This is a genomic window from Okeania hirsuta, assembly GCF_003838195.1.
GTDB lineage: Bacteria > Cyanobacteriota > Cyanobacteriia > Cyanobacteriales > Microcoleaceae > Okeania > Okeania hirsuta.
On record NZ_RCBY01000532.1, the window covers coordinates 1 to 1,901 of the forward strand.

A 1,901-nucleotide genomic window follows, 5' to 3' on the forward strand; every position below is an offset into this window, starting at 1 on the left:
AATTGCTGTTCTTTAAGACTTAGAGGAATGATGTGATAGAGCGCGGAATAGTGACAAAAATCAGCAAAACATTACGGCTAGGAGACAGTTTTACAAGAGAACACTTCCCAACACTTAAGACAAGCTATGCCTGGTCATAGCTTGTCTTATCTTCCTGCTTTCAGCACAAGTTACGAGAACACACTACTCACTCAGTGTACTGTCCCCTTATCGGAACAGGATGTTTGCTAGAACAAACAGACCTACTCACATCACTATGTCCGAGAATCACACAAGTTGATTTATAAAGAATACCACCTATTTATTGCTACCACATTCAAATTTTAGCCAAAACATGAAAGACCATTTCCGCAACTTGAATCTGATGTTTACCGCATTGTCTATCGGGCAGTTGCTCTTCCTTGTCATTGTCCTATACGTAGTTGTGGGAGAGAATGAACGTCGGGAGTCCATTGCCGATAGATTCAACAAACGCTCTTAATTGGCAAGTGCCCGTTGGTTTTCTTGCCGTTGCTTATGCAGCAAGGGGCCTAGGCAATTTTTTCCGCAACAAAGCAGTCACAAAGAAAAACAAACGCTCGAACAAAAGGTGACTACGCTATCGCAGCAGTTTGATTACGAAGATGGGCCTTGGTTGAAGGGTTTAACCTCTTTATACTAATTATGGCCTTCCTTGCAAAGAGGATAAGTCTTTCTACTAGTTCTTTGGTGCAGGCCTAGTCGTTTTCTTTTCTTTAAAGCCATCTGCTCCAGCCTTTGCAGAGGCTTACGAGTTGAATCTACAAGAGGAGAATCAATTGTTTTCCGGAGATTTCAGTAATGACGAAACCAAAAAAAGCGGTAGCGATGGTCCAAATAGGCACCAAATCGCTACCGCTTTTGTACATTATCTTCTGAAATTATAGGCTTGGAAAGTACAATGTACAGGCGATCCATAATAGGAAGATGGAGTAAAAGCTAGGTCTGGCCCTTCGTCCATCTTTGTCCCACTTTGCCAGTATCGGCATCCGTTATACATGGCATCGATCTGTATGAAGGTAGCCCTTACAGTCTCCGCTACCCATTTAAGTGATGTAGTCATTCTGCTTCGACTGAATGGCCGCCTGTCGAATCTTTGAATAGTCCTGCTGCAGTTCGCCTTATGGGGCGTCGTGCGAGATTGAACCTGTACTAGTCGGAAGAAAGGTTCACCGATCGGATCTCTGAAAGCTACGGGTTGAGAAACCTGCTTTAGCTTCAGCGTATCAATAGCGAAGTATACATCAGGATCTAGATCCCCAATTTCGAAGAAGTGTTTCCAGTGGCTGGATTACCATACGGGCCATCATTGTTATACTCTGCTCCTCTTCATCCGAGAAAAGCTTTACGGCCAGTGAAAAAGACATTTGGAATCCAGTTTCAATGAGATTGCGATGAATCCAAATGCACGGGTGGCCTTCTCCAAGTCGCGCATCTTGTGATCTCAGGCTTAACCAAGATATGTCGAACGCTGGATTGAGTTACCCCTTCGATCTAGCATTTGAATAATGTGAAACCCAAACTGAGACTCGATGACTGGAGAAATCTCATTCTTTTCCAATTTATAGGCTGCTGCTTTCGAAATCCGGAACATACTTCCTCGCTTCGCCCATCCCAAGTCTCCTCCAATCCTGGCAGAACCGTCATCCAGAGAACTTCTTGGCCATTTCCTCAAAAGTCTGCTGCTCTTCCATGATCAACGTACGCAAGGAATCTAGTAAACTGATAGAACGCTCACGCTCTACGCTATTCGCCTTTGGCTTATATACAATCTCTCCGATTTCTACCTCAGAATTAAAGTAAGGCAAGCTATCCCGCGGAATTTCTGCAAAGAAAGCTTTCACCTCTGATGGTGTAACCGTCACATTGGACATAATCTGACC

Annotated in this window: 2 protein-coding genes; both read right to left on the reverse strand. The window is 44.0% G+C overall.

The annotated features are described in order from the left end of the window. Window positions 1-1,468: 1,468 nt before the first annotated feature. Window positions 1,469-1,693, reverse strand: coding sequence for a peptidylprolyl isomerase (locus D5R40_RS43285; RefSeq protein WP_124155852.1), 225 nt, complete (start codon window positions 1,691-1,693; stop codon window positions 1,469-1,471). After that, the coding region (locus D5R40_RS37205; RefSeq protein ID WP_205127836.1) for a hypothetical protein at window positions 1,662-1,901 on the reverse strand (240 nt) is incomplete at its 5' end. The genes D5R40_RS37205 and D5R40_RS43285, both read right to left, overlap by 32 nt.